Annotated in this window: 15 protein-coding genes; 11 read left to right on the top strand and 4 right to left on the bottom strand. The window is 63.9% G+C overall.

The window, feature by feature from the left end; translation table 11 throughout:
* Positions 1 to 64 precede the first annotated feature (64 nt).
* Positions 65 to 949 carry a signal peptidase I gene (gene lepB / locus JS533_RS04895; protein ID WP_241513373.1) on the bottom strand — a complete coding sequence of 295 codons (885 nt, stop codon included), beginning with the start codon at positions 947 to 949 and terminating at the stop codon, positions 65 to 67.
* A gap of 211 nt (positions 950 to 1,160) precedes the next feature.
* On the opposite strand from lepB, the gene JS533_RS04890 reads away from it, so the two are divergent.
* Both JS533_RS04890 and JS533_RS04885 read left to right on the top strand, forming a co-directional pair.
* The gene (locus tag JS533_RS04890) at positions 1,161 to 1,685 is read left to right on the top strand and encodes a hypothetical protein (RefSeq protein ID WP_241513372.1); all 525 of its coding nucleotides are present in this window, start codon (positions 1,161 to 1,163) and stop codon (positions 1,683 to 1,685) included.
* A complete protein-coding gene (locus tag JS533_RS04885) occupies positions 1,678 to 2,463 on the top strand; it encodes a Fic family protein (RefSeq protein ID WP_241513371.1) in 786 nt (261 codons plus the stop codon). Before JS533_RS04890 ends, JS533_RS04885 begins: the two co-directional genes overlap by 8 nt.
* A gap of 364 nt (positions 2,464 to 2,827) precedes the next feature.
* Here the strand turns inward: JS533_RS04885 and JS533_RS04880 are convergent, their stop codons facing one another.
* Complete coding sequence (locus JS533_RS04880) at positions 2,828 to 3,049, bottom strand: helix-turn-helix domain-containing protein (protein WP_241513370.1); 222 nt, start codon at positions 3,047 to 3,049, stop codon at positions 2,828 to 2,830.
* A 451-nt stretch (positions 3,050 to 3,500) separates the two neighbouring features.
* Between JS533_RS04880 and gltB the strand changes: the two genes are divergently transcribed.
* The 3 genes from gltB to JS533_RS04865 all read left to right on the top strand — a co-directional run bounded on the left by gltB (position 3,501) and on the right by JS533_RS04865 (position 10,725).
* Positions 3,501 to 8,072: a glutamate synthase large subunit gene (gene gltB, locus JS533_RS04875; protein WP_241513369.1), complete on the top strand. Its 4,572-nt coding sequence runs from the start codon at positions 3,501 to 3,503 to the stop codon at positions 8,070 to 8,072.
* Position 8,073: 1 nt separating this feature from the next.
* Positions 8,074 to 9,606, top strand: coding sequence for a glutamate synthase subunit beta (locus JS533_RS04870; protein WP_241513368.1), 1,533 nt, complete (start codon positions 8,074 to 8,076; stop codon positions 9,604 to 9,606).
* Between the two features lie 174 nt (positions 9,607 to 9,780).
* Positions 9,781 to 10,725 carry a C39 family peptidase gene (locus JS533_RS04865; RefSeq protein ID WP_241513367.1) on the top strand — a complete coding sequence of 315 codons (945 nt, stop codon included), beginning with the start codon at positions 9,781 to 9,783 and terminating at the stop codon, positions 10,723 to 10,725.
* A gap of 62 nt (positions 10,726 to 10,787) precedes the next feature.
* On the opposite strand, the gene JS533_RS04860 is transcribed toward JS533_RS04865, so the two are convergent.
* Positions 10,788 to 11,429, bottom strand: a complete 642-nt coding sequence (locus tag JS533_RS04860) for a response regulator transcription factor (protein WP_241513366.1) — start codon at positions 11,427 to 11,429, stop codon at positions 10,788 to 10,790.
* On the bottom strand, positions 11,426 to 12,631 hold the full coding sequence (locus JS533_RS04855) for a sensor histidine kinase (protein ID WP_241513365.1): 1,206 nt from the start codon (positions 12,629 to 12,631) through the stop codon (positions 11,426 to 11,428). Before JS533_RS04855 ends, JS533_RS04860 begins: the two co-directional genes overlap by 4 nt.
* Before the next feature lie 201 nt (positions 12,632 to 12,832).
* On the opposite strand from JS533_RS04855, the gene JS533_RS04850 reads away from it, so the two are divergent.
* From JS533_RS04850 to JS533_RS04825, 6 genes are all read left to right on the top strand, one after another.
* Positions 12,833 to 13,303 carry a tripartite tricarboxylate transporter TctB family protein gene (locus tag JS533_RS04850; RefSeq protein ID WP_241513364.1) on the top strand — a complete coding sequence of 157 codons (471 nt, stop codon included), beginning with the start codon at positions 12,833 to 12,835 and terminating at the stop codon, positions 13,301 to 13,303.
* A 178-nt stretch (positions 13,304 to 13,481) separates the two neighbouring features.
* Positions 13,482 to 14,729 (top strand): glycogen synthase, encoded by a 1,248-nt coding sequence (gene glgA / locus JS533_RS04845; RefSeq protein WP_241513363.1) that lies wholly within the window; start codon positions 13,482 to 13,484, stop codon positions 14,727 to 14,729.
* A gap of 132 nt (positions 14,730 to 14,861) precedes the next feature.
* Positions 14,862 to 15,716: an ABC transporter ATP-binding protein gene (locus tag JS533_RS04840; RefSeq protein WP_241513362.1), complete on the top strand. Its 855-nt coding sequence runs from the start codon at positions 14,862 to 14,864 to the stop codon at positions 15,714 to 15,716.
* A 70-nt stretch (positions 15,717 to 15,786) separates the two neighbouring features.
* Positions 15,787 to 16,629 (top strand): HAD family hydrolase, encoded by an 843-nt coding sequence (locus JS533_RS04835; protein ID WP_241513361.1) that lies wholly within the window; start codon positions 15,787 to 15,789, stop codon positions 16,627 to 16,629.
* Between the two features lie 17 nt (positions 16,630 to 16,646).
* Positions 16,647 to 16,853 (top strand): hypothetical protein, encoded by a 207-nt coding sequence (locus tag JS533_RS04830; RefSeq protein ID WP_241513360.1) that lies wholly within the window; start codon positions 16,647 to 16,649, stop codon positions 16,851 to 16,853.
* A gap of 192 nt (positions 16,854 to 17,045) precedes the next feature.
* Entirely contained in the window at positions 17,046 to 18,104 is a 1,059-nt protein-coding gene (locus tag JS533_RS04825) for a tRNA (adenine-N1)-methyltransferase (RefSeq protein ID WP_241513359.1), read from the top strand.
* The last annotated feature ends 169 nt before the right edge of the window (positions 18,105 to 18,273 follow it).

The following is an 18,273-nucleotide window of genomic DNA, read 5'->3' as shown; positions in this document are numbered from 1 at the left end:
ACGATAAAAGGGGCGAGCCTTCCAAGTGGAAGATCCCGCCCCTTTTGCCGTTGAACCTACGGACTCAGTCCGACGTCCCGGCATCCGGCACGTCGACGAACACCTCGTGGTGCCCGTCGAGCACGTGCATGCGTCCTAGCGGCCAGAACGTGAACACGGCGACCCCTTGCACGTCGCTGAGCGGTACCTGGCCTCCATGCGAATCTGATTGATGGGCCCGGCTGTCCGCACTGCCGGAACGATTGTCGCCCATCACCCACATCATGCCGTCCGCCACGGTGACGCTGAACGCCTCGTCGGACGGGTTCACACCCGCCTTGAGATATGTCGACTCGTCGATCGCCACGCCGTTTACCTCGACCGGAGCCCCATTGCCCGCACAGCTGACCGTGTCCCCGGGCAGGCCGATCACGCGCTTGATCAGATCGTCGCCCTCGCCGTTGGCCAGCCAGTTGTCCGGATCGCTGAAGACGACGATATCGCCGCGCTGCGGTTTGATCACCTTCACTGCGGCCACGCGATCCTTGAGCTGGATCGTGTCCAGCATGCTGCCCGACGGAATCACGTACAGGCCGATCAGGAACACGCGGATCAGTGCGAACACGACAACCGGCACCACAATCCACGGAATCAGTTCCAGCAGGCTTTCCTTACCGTTGCCGTCCTCACTGTTCCTGCTATCCCGACTGTTCCGATCCGGTTTCTGCCCCCGCGCTCCGTTAGCAACATTCTCGGCATGGGTCATGTCTTGCCGCCCCGTTTCCGCCATCGCTGGCACTCGTATGTCGTATGTCCTGCCGAGCATCCTACTCGCAACGGACGGTTCGGACGAGACGCTGGTTGTGCCCCGCGCATGTCCGATCGAAAAATCTTCTAGAATCAGGGTCTTGGTAATGCCTGATGCATAACGGTACTCCCGTGGATAGGAGGATCGTTGGTATTGCAACATTTTTCGCTTATTTCACGGCGTGTCGCGACGGCGCGCACGGGACTTCACATCCTCATCATCCACCGTTGTCATCCACAAGGCATGGCTCACCATGAAACGCACCGCATACGGGACGGGAACACTCGTGACGGGCGGTTATGCGAGGAGGGTTGAGGGGGACGCATGATGCTATTGTTCGAGAAAACACGGGGATGGATAAGGAGGCGCCGCCATGGAGAACGAGGCTGTGACGTTGGCGAGAAGGCTTAAGTCCGATTCGGTATGGAAACTCGTTAATCTGGAAATCCCCGTAGCCTATGGGAGTGCGGCCGCAGTCGCCTCGGAAGGGATCGCGGATGGGGATATGACCGTCGTGCAGGTCGACTTGTGCGGTCGAATATCGGATGCTTGGGAGTTGATGCTGGCGAATTGGGACAAGCCTCTCAGCGACGTATATCCTCATTATGCTTCGATATTCGGTAGCGCGACAAAACTCCCCGACACTGAAAAAAACTCCCAATCGTGGATGAACGTGTTGACCGGACTGTGGGGTGATAATCGTGTTCTGGCCGCCCTATGCTCCAACCATGTTCTGGTCCATACGAATATCGGATTATTGGGAGTGAACCCGAAGAACGCGGATCGGCTCGTGGAAGCCGTGGAACATGATCGAAAAGACTGGCTGGAACGTCATGCCATCGAAAGAATTCCCGGAGGATTGACTTTGGCGCGAATGGAGGAGATGCATCATGGATGATGCTCAAGGCAATAAGCATGAGCCGAAAGGCTCTCCCAACGGCGGAAGATTCGCCAAACAGAACACGGGCGATGTCACCGACGATCTTGAGGAGGTCGATATCAATCAGTCGCTCGGCATTCCGCAAGCCGAATCGAATCCCTATGCTGAACTGGCGAAACGGCGTGAAATTGACCTGCTTTGGAGGACGGCCAATATTGAGGTCGCCGTGACGTTCCCGGAAACCGATGCGATCTTCAAAGGAATCGCGCCAAACGGGGAGCAGGCGAGAAAAGTCCGGATCGTCAATAATCTGAAGCATGCCTGGCAGTTCCTGTTCGATAACACCGAGTGGAATGTCGACTGGGCATACCTGTCCCAGTACAATCGTCTGGTCGGTGATGGGCTGGAACCGGATCCGGGGATGATGAGAACGATGGACGTTGCCATTGGCGGTACGGATTACGTTCCCGACAGGCCGGATTATGATGGCGTAAGAGATGCCATTGCCCGCGATTTGGCTTATTCAGATCCGGAGGATCGCGCCATTGGACTGTTCTGCGATATCAGTCGAGGCCAATGGTTCGCCAACGGAAACAAGCGTACTGCGGTATTAGCCGCCAACCATCAGCTTATTCACGATCGTGCCGGTGTCTTCGCACTGCCGCCTGAGCTTATGGGGCGTCAGTTCCGAGACCTGCTGATCGACTATTACGAGACGAACGACAAGACTACCTTATCCGCATGGCTGAAAGCACATGCCATCAGCCACCTGTCAAGCGATAACGGAGGAAGATAAGAATAGGGGGTGATGGCTGTCCGGAGAACCGGTTCTCCGGACAGCCATCACATGTGGATGTGCTTCACCTCTCCCTCATGATGCGGGCCAGGTCCATCGCATCGGCCAGCGGGCCACGTGGCTCGATCGCCGGGCCCTTCGGTTTGACGGGGGGGGGAAACACTGCCGAACCTGTCGAACAAACATTGAAGCAATACACCGATGGTAGGCCGATGCTGTCGGCGAGCGTCTGGCCCAGCGCCTGCACGCCGTCGTCGTATGGGGGCGGACGGCTCGGTTTTTCTGGTCTGATGCCTGGTCGTTCGTCCTTGTCGTTGTGGTTTTGCTCCCCACGCTACCAGTCTCCACCCGCCTGGCGTCTGTTTTAGTCGAGCGTTCGGGTGGGTGTGATCATGTGTTGTTCGATCCAGTGTTGGATGTCGATGGCCCGGTAGCGGACGTTGCGCCCCATGTGCAGGTAGGGGAGGTTGGCGTTCCGTTTGCGCCATCGGCTGAGCGTTTCGATGGGGATGCCGGTCAGTTGGCTGACCTGCGCGGGGGAGAGGAGGCGGAGCGGATCAAGGCTGGTGTCTGTTGTATTGGTCATGTATAAGGGTATGCGTCACGGCGCCCGGCCGCGACCCGTCACGCCCCGGACCTGACCCGTGTATTTTTTTCGGGCGTGTCGGCCCGGTTTCTCCCGTGTTCGGGTAGATATCGTTGATATCAGGCCGATTCCGGCATCTTTCCCTTTGAATCCCAGGTGGAGCATTTTCCGCAATGTCCCCCCATGTCCCCCGGGGACGGGTACGATCATCCTTGTCGGAACACGCCGAAACCCGGGGTTTTCCTTGGAATTCCAACGTTTTCCGACGGTACATGAAACTGGATTCGGGAGTCCCGGAAGCGTCTGGCAAAATTGGGGTTGACATTTCCGCCGACTCGGTATATGGACAGGGAAACCTGTTTGACATACCTGAGCGGTACTCTGTCCTACGCACTAGCCAAAGAACCGCAGGATGTCAAGACCCTGCCAAAACGATATGAAGGTGGTTTCGGTGACTTTCCACGCCCCGCTCGATTTGAGCATACACAACAAGCAAGGTCTGTACGACCCCAGCGCAGAGCATGACGCCTGCGGCGTGGGTATGGTCACCACCCTCAACAAGCGACCCGAACGCAAGATCATCGACGACGCCATCGAAGTGCTCGTCAACCTCAACCACCGCGGTGCGGTCGGCGCCGAGGAGAACACCGGCGACGGCGCGGGCATTCTGATGAGCATGCCCGACGAGTTCATGCGCGCCACCGCCGGCGTCGATCTGCCCGAGGAAGGCCATTACGCGGCCGGCATCGCGTTCCTCGACCGCGACATCGCCACCTCCGGCCAGCAGGAGCAGGCCATCGCGAACATCGTGCGCGAGGAGGGCCTCGAGGTCCTCGCATGGCGCGTTGTGCCGACCAACCCCGACGGTCTGGGCCTGCAGGCCCTCGCCTCCATGCCGAGCTTCAAGACGCTCGTCGTCGCCGCCCCGGACGGCTCGCTCGCCGGCATCGAACTGGACCGCAAGACCTTCCGCATCCGCAAGCGCGTCGAGCATGAGGTCGGCATCTACTTCGCGTCGCTGTCGGCCCGCACCATCACGTACAAGGGCATGCTCACCACCATGCAGCTCACCCCGTTCTTCCCCGACCTGAGCAACCCGCTCATGAAGGCGAAGATCGCGATCGTGCACTCGCGCTTCTCCACCAACACATTCCCGAGCTGGCCGCTCGCCCAGCCGTTCCGCCAGCTCGCCCACAACGGCGAGATCAACACCATCCAGGGCAACCGCAACTGGCTGTCCGCGCGCGAGGGCCGCCTGAGCTCCGAACTGCTTGGCGAGTTCAAGCCGCTGCTGCCGATCACCACGCCCGGCTACTCGGATTCCGGCACGTTCGACGAATGCCTCGAACTGCTGCACCTCGCCGGCCGCTCGATGCCGCACGCGATCTCGATGATGCTGCCGCCGGCTTGGGAGAACAACGACCAGCTTGATCCGGACGTGCGTGCGTTCTACGAGTACAACAACACGCTGATCGAGCCGTGGGACGGTCCGGCGCACATCATCTTCACCGATGGCACGCAGGTCGGCGCGCTGCTCGACCGCAACGGCTTCCGTCCCGGCCGCTGGCAGCTCACCGACGACGGTTACATCGTGCTCGCCTCCGAGACCGGCGTGCTGCCGGAGATCGACGACGCGCACGTCGTCAAGAAGGGCCGCCTCGAACCGGGCAAGATGTTCTTGGTCGACACCGGCGAGGGTCGTATCATCCCCGATGAGGAGATCAAGAAGAACCTCGCCGCTCAGCATCCGTACCGCCAGTGGGTCGAAGGCAACTCGGTCGAGATGAGCGACCTGCCCAAGCGTGAGCATGTGAGCCACTCCGGCCAGTCCGTGCAGCGCCGCCAGCGTGCGTTCGGCTACACCGAAGAGGACCTGAAGCTCCTGCTCGCGCCGATGGCCAACACCGGCAAGGAGCCGCTCGGCTCCATGGGCAACGACAACCCGCTGCCGGTGCTCTCCAAGCGCAGCCGCATGCTGTTCGACTACTTCCACCAGAAGTTCGCGCAGGTCACCAACCCGCCGCTGGACTGGGAGCGCGAGGAGATCGTTACCTCGCTCGAATCCGCGATCGGCCCGGAGCCGAACCTGCTTGAGGACAGCGAACTGCACGCCAAGAAGATCCTCATTCCGCTGCCGGTCATCAACTCCGACGAGATGGCGCAGCTCAAGCGCCTCGACAAGGCCAGGATCCTCGGCGGCTACTACCGTCCGTTCGTCGTCAAGGGCCTGTATCAGGTCGCCGGCGGCGGCAAGGCGCTCGAGGCCCGTCTCGAGGAGATCTTCGCCGAGGTCGACGAGGCGATCGAAAAGGGCAGCAACTTCATCGTGCTGTCCGACCGCGACTCCAACCACACGTGGGGCCCGATCCCGTCGCTGCTGCTCACCGCGGCCGTGCAGCATCACCTGCTGCGCCGCCACACCCGCACGCAGATCTCGATGGCCGTCGAGGCCGGCGACGTGCGTGAGGTCCACCATGTCGCCCTGCTCATCGCCTACGGCGCGGCCTGCGTGAACCCGTACCTCGCGTTCGAATCTGTCGAGAACCTTGCCCGCACCGGCTATCTCAAGGTCGATGCGCCCACCGCCGTGAAGAACCTCACCAAGGCGCTGTCCATCGGCGTGCTCAAGATCATGGCCAAGATGGGTGTCTCCACGATCATGAGCTACCGTGGCGCGCAGCTGTTCGAAGCTGTGGGTCTGAGCAAGGAAACGGTCGACAAGTACTTCACCGGCACGGTCTCGCAGGTCGGCGGCGTCGGCCTCGACGAGATCGCCGAGGAGGTCGCAATCCGCCACCGCGTCGCCTATCCGAACCAGTGGACCGCGTTCCCACACATGAACCTCGAGACGGGCGGCGAATACAAGTGGCGCCGCACCGGCGAGGACCATCTCAACGACCCCGAGGCGATCTTCCTGCTCCAGCAGTCGACCGCACGCGGCGACTACAACATGTTCAAGAAGTATTCGGCGCACATCAACGACACGTCGAACCGCATCATGACCCTGCGCGGCCTGATGAAGTTCAAGCACGGCCGCAAGCCGATCGACATCTCCGAGGTCGAGCCGGCCTCCGAGATCGTCAAGCGCTTCTCCACCGGCGCGATGAGCTACGGCTCCATCTCGCAGGAGGCGCACGAGACGCTCGCCATCGCCATGAACACGCTCGGCGCGCGCTCCAACTCCGGCGAGGGCGGCGAGTCCGACGACCGCATCAACGACCCGCTGCGCTACAGCCGCATCAAGCAGATCGCATCCGCGCGATTCGGCGTCACCTCCGACTACCTCGTGCACGCCACCGACCTGCAGATCAAGCTCGCGCAGGGAGCCAAGCCCGGTGAGGGCGGCCACCTGCCCGGTGCGAAGGTCCCGCCGTGGATCGCCAAGGTCCGCCACGCCACCCCGGGCGTCGAGCTGATCTCCCCGCCGCCGCACCACGACATCTACTCGATCGAGGACCTGAAGCAGCTGATCAACGACGCGAAGATGGCGAACCCGAAGGCGCGCATCCACGTCAAGCTCGTCTCCGAGTTCGGCGTCGGCACCATCGCCGCCGGCGTGGCCAAGTGCCATGCCGACGTGGTGCTGATCTCCGGCTACGACGGCGGCACCGGCGCGGCCCCGCTCAACGCGATCCGCCACGCGGGCACCCCATGGGAGATCGGCCTGTCCGAGACCCAGCAGACGCTGATCCTCAACGGCCTGCGCTCCCGCATCGTCGTCCAGTGCGACGGCGAGCTGAAAACCGGCCGCGACGTGGTCATCGCCGCGCTGCTCGGCGCCGAGGAATTCGGCTTCGCGACCGCCGCGCTGATCGTCGAAGGCTGCGTCATGATGCGCGCCTGCCAGAAGAACACCTGCCCGCAGGGCATCGCCACGCAGGATCCGGAGCTGCGCGCCCGCTTCCGCGGCAAGCCCGAGTCGGTCATCAACTTCTTCATGTACATCGCCGAGGAGGTTCGCGAGATCCTCGCCGAGCTCGGTTTCCGCACGCTCGAGGAGGCCGTGGGCCATGTCGAGTGCCTCGACCAGAACGAGGCCATCAAGCGGTGGAAGGCCGACGGCGTCGACCTGACCAACGTGCTCATGCAGCCCGGCCCGGTCCCCGGCACCATCCTGCACAACACCGAGCCGCAGAACCACGAGCTCGAGAAGGCGCTCGACAACAAGCTCATCGAGCTTGCCCAGCCCGCGCTCGAGAACAAGGAGCCGGTGACGATCGATCTGCCGATCCGCAACGTGAACCGTACGCTCGGCACGATGGTCGGCTACGAGATCACCCGCCGCTACGGAGCGGAAGGCCTGCCGGACAACACGATCGACATGACGTTCCACGGCGCCGGCGGCCAGTCCATCGGCGCGTTCATCCCGAGCGGCGAGACGATCCGCGTGGTCGGCGAGGTCAACGACTACGCCGGCAAGGGCCTGTCCGGCGGCCGTCTGATCGTCCGTCCGAACGACGACGTGACGTTCGACCCGCATGAGAACGTGATCGCGGGCAACGTGACCGGCTTCGGCGCGACCTCCGGCCAGATGTTCGTCGCCGGACGCGCCGGCGAACGCTTCGCCGTGCGCAACTCCGGCGCGACGTTCGTGGTCGAGGGCGTGGGCGACCACGGCTGCGAGTACATGACCGGCGGCACCGTCGTCGTGCTCGGCCCCACCGGCCGCAACTTCGGTGCCGGCTTCTCCGGCGGCAACGCGTACGTGCTCGACCTCGACATGGACCAGGTCAACCCGGAGGGCCGTGCGAACGGCGCACTGCTGTTCCAGCCGCTCGACGAGACGACCGCGCCGATCGTGCGCGACCTGGTCGAACAGCATGCCAAGGAGACCGGCTCCGCGTTCGCCGAGGAGCTGCTCGAGAACTGGGACGAGAACGTGCTGCGCTTCACCCGCGTGGTACCCGAGCACTTCCTCGCCATGACCGAGGCCATGAAGCAGGCCGAAGAGGACAACATCGATTTCAATGCGCCCGGCGCCTGGGAACAGGTGTACGAGCACGTGATGGAAGGAGCGCGCTGACATGGGAGATCCTCGTGGATTCCTGAAGGTCCGTACCCGCCGAGAACTCGCCGAACGCCCGGTCTCCGAGCGCATCAAGGACTGGCTTGACGTGCATGCCGAATCCGGCCTGCAGCCGTGGACCCGCGAACAGGCGGCGCGTTGCATGGACTGCGGCACCCCGTTCTGCATGACCGGATGCCCGCTGGGCAACATCATCCCCGAATTCAACGACCTCGTGCGCCAGGAGAAGTGGGAGGACGCGTACAACCGTCTGTCCACCACGAACAACTTCCCCGAGGTCACCGGCCGCATCTGCCCGGCCCTGTGCGAGGCCGCGTGCGTGCTCGGCATCCACCAGCCGCCGACGATGATCAAGAACGACGAGTGCACGATCATCGACCAGGCTTGGGATCTCGACTACGTCAAGCCGCTGCCGCCGCAGCGCCTGACCGACCAGACCGTCGCGGTCGTCGGCTCCGGCCCCGCGGGCCTCGCCTGTGCCCAGCAGCTGACCCGCGCCGGCCACACCGTCGTCGTATACGAGCGCGACGACGCGATCGGCGGCCTGATGCGCTACGGCATCCCGAACTTCAAGCTCGACAAGCGACTGCTCGACCGCCGCGTCAAGCAGATGGAGGCCGAGGGCACGCGCTTCCGCACCGGCGTGGAGATCGGCAAGGACATCAGCTGGGACGATCTGCGGTCACGCTACGACGCGGTCGTCGTCGCCATCGGCTCCACCGTGCCGCGCGACATGAAGATCCCGGGCCGTGAGCTCAAGGGCATCCACTTCGCGATGGAGTTCCTGCCCGACGCGACCCGTCGCGTCTACGGCGTCAAGCCGGTGCATGACATCACCGCCAAGGACAAGCACGTCGTCATCATCGGCGGCGGCGACACCGGCTCCGACTGCCTCGGCACGTCCATCCGCCAGGGCGCGAAGGACGTGACCGTGCTGCAGATCATGCCGAAGGAGCCGAGCTCGCGCCCCGACAGCCAGCCGTGGCCGACGTTTGCACGCCTCTATCAGAAGACCTCCTCGATGGAGGAGGGCGGCACCTACGTGTACAGCACCGATTCGGTCAACTTCGTCGGCTCCGAGGAGGAGCAGGCGCGCGTGCACGTCGAGAACTCGACCGCCACCGAAGGCTTCGTCGCCGACGAGACCGGGCACGTGACCGGACTGAAGGTCGTCGACGTGGCGCCGGGCGAGAACGGCCCGTTCACCCGCCAGCCCGGCACCGAACGTATCCTGCCCGCCGACCTCGTGCTCATCTCCGTGGGCTTCCTGCACCCGGACACCACCACGCTGGTCGACCAGCTGCCCGTCGAGCTCGACAAGCGCGGCAACGTGGCTCGCAACGACAAGTTCGCCACCTCGCAGGACGGCGTGTTCGTCGCCGGCGACGCCGGCCGCGGCCAGAGCCTCGTTGTGTGGGCGATCTCGGAGGGACGCTCCTGCGCCGCCGCCGTGGACGAATACCTGACCGGCACGACCGAACTGCCGGCCCCGATCGTCGCCTCCCAGCGTCCGATGATGCTGCCGCGCTAAACGCGCATCGCCGTCGGACCGTCGGGGGACGACGGCATGCCGTGAGCCCTTCCGTTGCCGCAACGGAAGGGCTTTTCACATATCGGGCACAGTCGCATCGTGTGGCGTTGGCGGGCGGCCTATACCATGGATCATAGGGTTTTACGCCTTGGAACCAGGGGAAGGCGGTACGCGATGAAGCGACGGACGATTGCCGCGGCGATCGGTTCGATATCGGCGGTGGCGATGCTGACGGTATGCGGCGTGGCATGGCATATGCGGATGAGCGAATCTGGCCATCATGCGTCCCAGGCGGTTCCTTCGTCGCGGAATACGGAAGGGGCGGATCAGGGCGATCTGACCAGGAACGTTGTTCCGCCGTCCACGAACGCCTTCGCCCGCAACGGTGCGGAGCTGATCTCCCCGAGCGTGCTCGCCGGACTGAACATGGGTGTGGACGATTCCTATCCCGGCGACGAATGGTTCCATGGAGCCAACCGCGGCGAGACCGTGAACCCGACGGACAAGAACGGTCAGTCACCGGAACCGTCCGATCGGCAGTCCGGCTCGGGCGGAGAGAGCGAGACCCGTATCCGCCTTGACGTTCCGCAGAGCGTGCAGGAAACCGGCTACTGGTGCGTGCCGGCCGCCGTGCAGATGGTACTCGGATACAAAGGCATCGACGTCAGCCAGTCCACACTCGCCAACGAGATGGGCGCCAAGCCGGCCACCGGCACCGAATACGCCGATCTGGCACGCGTCGCGAACAAATACCTGTTCGGCAGCGAGGACGCGAATCCGCGCGGATCGGGATACCACGTGCAGACCATCGCCGTCGGCGATACGGATCCCGCCGTCGCACACACGTTCATGGAACGCGCGAAAGCGGATCTCGACGACGGGTATCCCGTGTTCGCCGCCGTCGATACGCACACACTCTACCCGACACTCGGCCGTGCCAACCACATGATCGTCATCACCGGATACGATGCCGACGCCAGCGGCGTCGTCACGCATTGGACGTACATCGACCCGTGGTACCGGGTGCAGGACGAGACCTACGGAGGTCTGAAGATCGTCACCATGACCGAGATGATCGCCGCGATCGTCTCCAATGAGGAACCGGCCTATATCTGGTGAGCCGGCGTCGGCCTGTGCGCCTCCACGCGCGGCGTCAGGAGCCGTATGCGTGGAGACGCACGTCACAGCAGATGCTCGCGCACGCAGATGCGGATAGCCTCCGCACGCGAATGCACGTTCATCTTCCTGTACGCGTTGTTCATATGCGTCTTGACGGTGCCCTCGCTCATGTGCATCACGCGCGCGGTCGCCGCGGTCGTGCGCCCTTTCAGATACTCGCGCAGCACATTGATCTCCGTGTCGGTGAGCATCATCCGCTCGAATGCGAGCGTGTGCTCCCGCCATTCAAGCAGCTTCGGACGGTCGAGCAACCCTCCGATCAGCTGCACGTATTCCTGCGTACCCGCCTCCTTGCGGATCACGGCACCCATTCCTGCCGTCCGCAGCTCTTCGGCCGTATACCCGAGCTGAAACGCGCTCATGCCCAGCACCGCAAGCCCGGGATGCTCGGCCAGCAGCCGTTCGGTCAGCTCCTTGCCGTCCATGCCCGGCATGCGCAGGTCGGTGAGCACCAGATCGGGCCGCATCGCCGCATCCGCGCACAGCCGTAGCGCCTCCTCGCCCGAACGCACGTTCCACAGCACTCGCAACGGCGTCGGACGGTCGGTGAACATCGACTCCAACGCCTTCGAGACCAGCGGATCATTGTCCACGATGCCGATCACGGCATAATCCTTATCGGCGTTCCGTCCGGTTCCGTTCATCTGTGATCGTCCTTTCCACACGCGTCGGGAATGCGGATATACACCGTCCATTCTCCGTCCTCCGCGCTGACCGACATGCTGCCGCCCACCGACCGCAGTTCGTCGCGCAGCAGCGTCAGCCCGCCGTTCGTCGGCGGCGTCGCAGGACGGCCCGTCCCGGCCGCATCGGTCCGGCACAGGTTGGATGCGGCGATGGTGACGGTCCCGTCCCGGGACACATCCACGACGAACGCGTATTCGCCCGCTCTCCCGTATTTGACCATGTTGCCGCCCAACTCGTGCACGCACAGGCCGATGACGCCGAGCACGTCGCCGCGCACCGCGGCGACGTCCCCGTTGACCTGCGGGCTGCCGACGAAACCCCGTTGCCTAAGCCTTTGCCCGATCATCTGCACGGTGCGATGAAGACGTACCGAGGCGTCGATCTGCGATTCGAGATCTCCGCGATCCCCGCCGGCCGGATCCTCCGTTTCGGTCACCTCGAGCTTCGTCGGTTCGATGACCTGCCTGCGAAGCTGCGCAAGACCGGATTCCAGCACGGCGATGATATCGTCGGCCCGCGCGAGCTGTTCGTCGTCGGTGAGCCCGTCGCGCAGCGTCTTGCTCTGCGCGAGCGCGTACACGATATCGTTCGCCACCGAATCATGCAGGATATGCAGGATTCGCAATTGCTTGGCCCGGTACTGGGCCTTCTCCTCGTTCGCCGTTCGCCTTTTCTGCACATCGATGGCGTACCCGAGGAACGTGCCGATCGCCCAAGCGATCACCAGGGACTGATAGGTGAATGCGAATTGACGCAATCCCTCCTGCCGGGCGACGGTGCCGAACATGGCGAGAAGCTGCGTGGCGCAGAATACGACGATGGCCGGTATCGGGCGCCTGACCAGTTGTCCCAGCACGATGGCGGCCACGTAGCAGGGGATGGTGAACAGCCAATATATGCTGGCCACGGGGATCGCATAGGCCAATGCAAGGGACAGGGCCACGATGGCACCGCCGAGGACGGCTGGATTGAACGGGAGCAACAGCATCAACACCATGAGCGCGGCGTTCTTCATCTGGTCCGAGGCGGTCAGATCGATGCCGTTGAGCCAATCAAGGGCGAACAATGCGGCACCCATCCACGATATGGCGATGCACAGGCCGCGCTCAAGACCCATCCGCAACGGCCACGGACCGTTTCGTCGTCGAAGAGAATCCATAGGGTGCCTCCATGATCCGCGAATCACACTATCATCATGCTACGTAACGTCGGACGGATGCTCACGGACGTATCTCATACGTTTAGGCGGGATGAGATGCCCGTATCGTCTCTGCATGCGACGTTCCACATCCCGCGTAGGGGAGCTGCCGCGGTACACTGGCCCACAGTGTTATCCGCATCACAACAGAGGAGCAGTGGAATGGCGAACCGTGCAGAACGCCGCAAGGCCGCGAGGGACCAGCGCAGGGGCGTCCCGTCGCAGTACGACCAGACGAAGGGCCGTGCCCGCAGCGGCATGATCGACGAATACGCGCTGCAGGAGCGTTCACGCCGCATTCAGGAAGGAACGCTGGACGACGGCCCGTGGAAGCCGACCGCGCACTTCGACACCGACGAGACGGAGACGGTGCTCGACACGAACCCGAACTACCGTGATCCGAAGGCGTTCAAGGCGCCGCACTCCGTGCACCAGTGGTTCCGCGTGGTCAGCTGGGCGCTGATCGTGCTCGCCGGCATCGCGTTCTGCGTGATCATGTGGCTGCCCAGCCATCCGACGTGGCTGGTCGTGACCGTCTCCGCGGTGTTCATCATCGGCGTGGTCAGCCTGTTCTTCACCGCCGGCAACTCCAAGGACAATCCGAACCTCGACCAGAACGGCACCGCCGTCTGATCCGTCCGTCGCCACGGGCGCAGGCCGCACGACAGGACGCCCGGGCCGGGACATCGAAACGAAACGCACAACTCGCCGTGGGAAGAAACACGGCGGTTGTGCGTTTTGCATTCCTCGATGGCTTAAAGTTGGCAGTGGTGACAATACTGCCGTCTACACAGATTGGAGAGGTATACCAATGAAGGTCGATCTACTCACCCGCGAATATCCGCCGCACGTGTACGGAGGCGCCGGCGTGCACGCCGAACAGCTGTCCAAGGTGCTGGCCGAACGCATCGACGTGACCGTGCGCGCGTTCGACGGCCCGCGCACCGAGGCCGACGTTCCGGAGATTCCGAACGCCGCCGAAGCCAAGGGAAGCCTCAAGGTCGTCGGCTACGGCACCCCGTCCGAACTTGCCGACGCGAACCCGGCGCTCAAGACCTTCGGCGTGGACCTGCAGATCGCCAACGATGTGAATGCGGACATCATCCACGCGCACACCTGGTACGCATGCCTCGCCGGATATCTGGCGAAGATGCTGCACGGCACCCCGCTGGTCATCACCGCGCACAGCCTCGAACCGTTCCGTCCGTGGAAGCGCGAGCAGCTCGGCGGCGGCTACAACCTGAGCTCCTGGGCCGAGAAGGACGCCTACGAGCACGCCGACCGCGTGATCGCCGTGTCCAAGGGCATGCGCAACGACATCCTCACCGCCTACCCGAACCTCGACCCGGACAAGGTCGTCGTCGTGTACAACGGCATCACCATGTCCGAATTCGCCACGCCGGCCGACGACGATCCGGGCTGGGGCGTCTTCGACCGCTATCACATCGACCGCAGCAAGCCGACCCTGCTGTTCGTCGGCCGCATCACCCGCCAGAAGGGCCTGCCGTACCTGCTCAAGGCGTTGCACTTCGTTGATCCGGACGTGCAGATCGTGCTGTGCGCGGGCGCTCCGGACACGCCGGAGATCATGGAGGAGGTCAAGAACTCCTTCGCCGAGCTCGACAAGAAGCGCGGCAACATCATCTGGATCGAGGAGATGCTGCCGAAGAACGAGCTGAGCGCGCTGGAGCACGGCTGTGACGCGTTCATCTGCCCGAGCATCTATGAGCCGCTCGGCATCGTGAACCTTGAGGCCATGGCCTGCGGCCTGCCGGTCGTCGCCTCCGCCACCGGCGGCATCCCGGAGGTCGTCGTGGACGGCGAGACCGGCTATCTGGTGCCGATCGACCAGCTGCACGACGGCACCGGCACGCCGACCAACCCGGACAAGTTCGTGCACGATATGGCCGACGCGATCAACAAGGTCATGGCCGATCCCGAGCTGCGTAAAAAGATGGGCCAGGCCGGCTACGAGCGCGCCCGCGACGTGTTCAGCTGGGAGTCGATCGCCGACGAGACCGTGAAGGTCTACCAGTCCGTGCTCGACGAGCAGAAGTAAACGACATACGGTACGCAGTACCGTGACGGGCCCGTTTCCCATCGCATGCCCTTGCCGCATGCGGGGGAGCGGGCCCGCACGTATCAGCGCCACGCAGAGCATCACCAACGAAACGCAAGGAGCCGAATCCCCATGTCCACGCCCACCGAAGTCCTCAAGCTGGAGAACGTCGAATTCCGTCGCAACCGGCGCGTCATCATCACTGATGTGAACCTCACGATCAACGCCGGCGAACGCTGGGTGCTGTTCGGGCCGAACGGCATCGGCAAATCGACCGCCGTGGGCATGCTCGCCACGCGCACCTTCCCGTCCGAAGGGCGCGTGTTCATCCTCGGCCACCAGCTCGGCAAGTACGACGTGTTCAAGCTACGCACACGCATCGGCCTTGCCTCCGCCGACCTCGGCCGGCAGTTCCCCGAATTCGAGGATCCGCTTGACGCGGTCGTCACCGGACTGTCGGCCGTGACCGGCCGTTGGCGCGACACATACTCCGAGGCCGACTATGCGCGCGCCCGCGGACTGCTGCGTGACTTCCGCGTCGGATATCTGGAAGGCAAGCAGATGTGGCGTCTGTCCGAGGGCGAGCGCACGCGCGTGCTCATCGCCCGTGCGCTCATGGGCGACCCCGAGCTGCTCATCATGGACGAGCCGACCACCGGTCTTGACCTGGGCGGCCGCGAACAGGTCATGCGCACGCTCAGCCGCATCGGCGAGGAGAACTCAGACCGCGCCGTCGTGCTCGTCACGCACCGGCTCGAGGAGATCCCCGCCGGCTTCGACCACATCGCCATCATGGGCCGCAGGCCGATCCCCGCCGAGGACGCCACCGATGAAGGCGTCGATTCGATGGGCAATCCCGGAGCGGGCACCATCGTCTACGCCGGCCCGCTCGAACAGGGCCTGACCGACGAACGCCTCTCCGACCTGTTCGGCATGCCCATCGAGGTCCAGCACACGCACGGCCGCTGGGCCGCCTACGCGGTGTGAGACTCATCCATCCGACCATTGCGCAATGGCGCACAACGTCGCACAACGGAAGATTGGAGACAAAGGCAACATGACTTCGGGCAAACTGGTGTTTCTCGACATCGACGGCACCCTGGCGGACGAACATCACATCGTTCCCGATTCGGCTCAGGCCGCATGCCGGCAGGCGCAGCGCAACGGTCACAGACTGTTCATCTGCACCGGCCGTTCGCTGCCGAAGATCGAACGCGGCATCCTCGACCTCGGTTTCGACGGCGTGGTCTCCAGCGCGGGCGCGCAGGCGAACGTCGGCGACACGGTGCTTTTCCGTCATCTCGTGCCGGCCGAGGCCATCGACGCGGCGATGACGTACTTCCGCAGGCATCATATCGAAACCTACCAATGGCAGGGTTCGGACGGCATGTACATCTCGGAGGGCTACCTGCATTATCTCAAGGCCGGCCAGACCGCGTGGGGCAGCGACGAATTCGCCAGATACTGGCATCTGATCGACGACGTCGACGTTCCGGACGGTTCCACGCTGGGCCAGGTGCTGCACACCAGCAAGGGCTCGTACATGACCGGGCCCGATCCGGACGTGACGTTCGAGGACGTCAAACGTGACCTGTCGCCATGGTTCGTGCTCGTGCACGGCTCGTACGACAGGATCTCGCCGAACAACGGCGAACTGCTCATCAACGGCGTCGACAAGGGCACGGCCGTACGCGACGTGGCCGCGGCGCTCGGCTATGACATCACCGACACGATCGCCGTCGGCGATTCGGACAACGATACGGCCATGCTCAAAGCCGCCGGCACGTCCGTCGCCATGGGCAATGCCACGCACGGCATCGAGCGGTTCTGCGACTGGCAGACCACCGACATCCACGACGACGGCATCGCCAACGCGTTCCGCCGGCTCGGACTCATCTGACGCGGGACGGATCGAGTATGGACGAACGATGGGCGAAGGCCCTCAGGGCGAAGCACATCGCCGTGCGCGACGGCGCCGGCCACGCAGGAGGACACGCGGCCGACAGGAACCCGAACTCCGGCATACAGGCTGCACGCGACGGAGTCGCGGGAGCATCCGCGCGCCGCGCACAGCCGTTCAAAGCCACCGGGCACAAGGGCGGCATCAGCCGTCAGGGAGGCTGATGCACGGTGCAATTCCGAAACTAGGCGGACGCCATCGGCAATAAACTCGCAACGGACCAACGTGAAGCGCCTGCTTTGCGGGCGTGACATGCCAGGAAGACGCGCGGCCGGCGTCGCATTACACTTGTCTCGTTTGGGACGATGCGGCCTGAAGGCGCGCGGAGATGAATCGACACGATAAGGAGCATAGTCATGCAGGAACGTCGCGGGGCGTTGCGCGCCGGCGAGAAGGTGCAGTTCACCGACCGCAAGGGCAAGAAGATCACCGACCAGCTGGTTGCGGGCGGATCCACGCAGACCGAGCACGGGCTGATCCTGCACGACGACGTGATCGGCCGCACCGAGGGCGTGGTCGTGACCACCGTCACCGCGAAGCGTGACGCGCAGGTCAACCAGGTGCATCCCGAACGCGACGCGAACAAGCCGTGGAAGGCAGCCCGCGCGATCGGCGGCTGGGATTACGCGGTCATGCGCCCGCGCCTGGCCGACTACGTGCTGTCGATGCCGCGCGGCGCGCAGATCATGTATCCGAAGGACATCGCGCAGGTCATCCAGCTCGGCGACATCCGCAAGGGACTGAACGTGCTCGAATCGGGTGCCGGCTCGGGCGCGATGAGCGTCAACCTGCTCGACGCGGTGGGGGAGTCCGGCCATCTGACCACGATCGAGCTGCGCCCCGACTTCGCGCGCGTGGCGGAGGCGAATGCAACCCTGTACTACGGTGAAAAGCCCGCATGGTGGGATCTGAAGACCGGCGATTTCGACTCGGTCGCGGCGACCCTGTCCGAGCACGAATACGACCGCATCATGCTCGACATGCTCGACCCGTGGAACCGGCTCGAACAGGCGTACCGCGTGATCGCCCCCGGCGGCGTGCTCATCTGCTACATCACCACGACCACGCAGATGTCGCGTCTGGTCGAAGCGCTACGCGACGCCGGTTGCTGGACCGAACCGGATATCCAGGAGACGTTGGAACGCAGCTGGAAGGCTCAAGGGCTGGCTGTGCGCCCCGACCACCAGATGATCGGCCACACCGGGTTCCTGGTCGTCTCGCGTGCGATGGCGGAAGGCTTCACGGCGCTCAAGAAGCGCGACCGCGTCACCAAGGACACGACCACCGACATCGACTCGCTCACGGACGAGGAGCGCGCCGCGCAGCTCGAGGACCTTGAACTGCGCGACATCTCCGACCGCAAGCTGCGCAAGGTGCTGCGCGACCTCGACATGCAGGTCTCGCATCTTTCCTGAACGATTCTTCTCCCGCATGGCAGCGGTTGCCGGATCCCGCGCAAGCCAGCCGGAAGACGGTCTGCGCGGGATCCGTTCCGACTCCCGGAACGCGCCCGGGGCACAACACGCGGTCCGAAAATTCACTTTCATCGGCCATAATGTAGGTCAGTTTTGAATCGTATCGATT

This window comes from Bifidobacterium amazonense, assembly GCF_018555435.2.
Taxonomy (GTDB): domain Bacteria; phylum Actinomycetota; class Actinomycetes; order Actinomycetales; family Bifidobacteriaceae; genus Bifidobacterium; species Bifidobacterium amazonense.
The sequence above is the reverse complement of the archived record's forward strand: the minus strand, read 5'-3'. Positions and strand labels throughout refer to the sequence as shown.